This window comes from Candidatus Streptomyces philanthi, from assembly GCF_059553635.1.
This window is the reverse complement of the sequence record NZ_JCANQV010000525.1, coordinates 1-2,187: the sequence shown is the minus strand read 5'-3', so window position 1 is coordinate 2,187 and position 2,187 is coordinate 1. Positions and strand designations below refer to the sequence as shown.

The 2,187-nt window shown below is 73.9% G+C and carries 2 protein-coding genes; one reads left to right on the top strand and one right to left on the bottom strand.

Annotated features, from left to right (window positions below; all coding sequences use genetic code 11):
• A partial coding sequence (locus AC51EU_RS29840) for a class II aldolase/adducin family protein (RefSeq protein ID WP_496270212.1) occupies positions 1-667 on the bottom strand: 667 nt, incomplete at its 3' end.
• 235 nt (positions 668-902) lie between these two features.
• Between AC51EU_RS29840 and AC51EU_RS29835 the strand changes: the two genes are divergently transcribed.
• Positions 903-2,187: inorganic phosphate transporter (locus AC51EU_RS29835; RefSeq protein ID WP_496270211.1), on the top strand; the 1,285-nt coding region annotated here is incomplete at its 3' end.

Below are 2,187 nucleotides of genomic sequence, written 5' to 3'. Positions count from 1 at the left end.
TCCCGCCGTCGGGCGCGGGCTGGCCGTAGCCGCTCAGCCGGCCGGCGGCCTCGTCGAGCTGTCCGGGCGAGAGCAGGGCGGGGGTGCGGCCGGGGACGGAGGCGGACAGGAGCCAGACGCGGCACATCCACTCCAGCTGGGCGGTGCGGTCCAGGGCCTCGTCGAGGCTGTGGCCGTGGACGATCGTGCCGTGGTTGCGCAGCAGGCAGCCGGTGCGGTCGCGCAGGGCGGTGAGCATGTGCGCGGCCAGTTCGTCGCTGCCGTAGACGGCGTAGGGGGCGACGCGGACGGGGCCGCCGAGGGCGGCGGCCATGTAGTGGATCAGCGGGAGTTCGGTGACGAGGGCGGAGACGGCGGTGGCGTGCGGGGCGTGGGTGTGCACGACGGCCGTGGCGTCGGTGGTGCGGTACACGGCGAGGTGCATGGGGAGTTCGCTGGTGGGCCGCAGGGTGCCGTGGACCTGGCGGCCGTCGGGATCGACGGCGGTGAGGTCGCCGGGGCCGAGCCGGTCGTAGGGGACGCCGCTGGGGGTGACGAGGACCACGTCGCCGACGCGTACCGAGACATTGCCCGAGGTGCCGACGACCAGTCCGTCGGCGACGGTGCGGCGGGCGGTGGCGACGAGGTCGGCCCAGGCGCGGGCGAGCGGTTCCGGCTGAGCGTGCACGGTGGTCCTCCGGGGCGGGCGGTGGCGGGCGGTCCGACGCCGGACGTCACCGTACGGGCCCGGACGCAGGGTGCGTACGGAAACCTACGCCGGATGGTGCCAGGGTGGCCACGGATTCACCTCCTTGTGAACACTGCGGCGGTGTCATCACGCAGCCCGTTCGTGTTCACCTTCCGTTCATCCGTCCTTCGTACGGTCCCCGCGTCACTGACCTGCGAACAGATTGCCTGGGTGCATGGAACACATCACGCTTCTCATCGGGATCGTGATCGTCACGGCCTTGGTGTTCGACTTCACGAACGGCTTCCACGACACGGCCAACGCGATGGCCACCACCATCTCCACCGGGGCACTGCAACCGAAGACCGCGGTCGCGATGTCGGCGGTGCTGAACCTCGGCGGCGCCTTCCTCTCCGTGGAGGTCGCCAAGACCATCTCCGGCGGCATCATCGACGAGAGCGCGGGCCTCAGACCAGAAGTGATCTTCGCCGGGCTGGTCGGCGCGATCGTGTGGAACCTGGTCACCTGGCTCGCCGGTCTCCCCTCCAGCTCCTCGCACGCCCTGTTCGGCGGACTGATCGGCGCGACCCTGGTCTCCGTCGGCCCCGACGGGGTGCACGGCGGGGCCGTCGTCATGAAGGTCCTCGTGCCGGCCGTGGCCGCCCCGATCGTGGCGGGCATCGCGTCGATGGCCGCGACCCGGCTGACGTACCGCCTCGCCCGCAACCGCGACGAGGCCGACACCGCCAAGGGCTACCGCGCCGGCCAGATCGCCTCGGCCGCGCTCGTCTCCCTCGCCCACGGCACCAACGACGCGCAGAAGACCATGGGCGTCATCACCCTGGCGCTGATCACCGGCGGCGCCCTCGCCCCGCACTCCGACCCGCCGATGTGGGTCATCGCCTCCGCCGGTGCCGCCATCGCGCTCGGCACGTACCTGGGCGGCTGGCGGATCATCCGCACGATGGGCAAGGGCATCACCGACATCCAGCCGCCGCAGGGCTTCGCCGCCCAGACCGGCGCCGCCGCCACCATCCTGGCCTCCTCCCACCTCGGCTTCGCGCTCTCCACCACCCAGGTCTGCTCCGGTTCCGTGATGGGCTCCGGCCTCGGCCGCAAGGGCGGCGTGGTGCGCTGGTCGACGGCGGGCCGCATGGCGATCGCCTGGTGCCTGACGCTGCCGGCCGCCGGCCTCGTTTCGGCGGGCGCGGCCCTCCTGGCCGACCAGGGCGATGCCGGTGTCGCGGCCGTCGCCGTCCTCGCGCTCGGCGTGTGCGGGGCGATCTGGGCGGCGTCCCGGCGCAAGCCGGTCGACCACACCAACGTCAACGACGTCCCGGCCACCGGCGACGTGCCCGCCGCCGCGGCCCCGGAGCCGGCCGGCGTGATCACCACCGCCCTGCGGACCGTCGCTCCTCCCCCGGCCCCCTCCGCCCCCGTGGCGGAGCCCGCCGCGGAGCCGGAGCTGCCCGCCGTCCCGGCGCAGCGCGCCCCGACCGCCACCACCCCGGCCGCGGGCT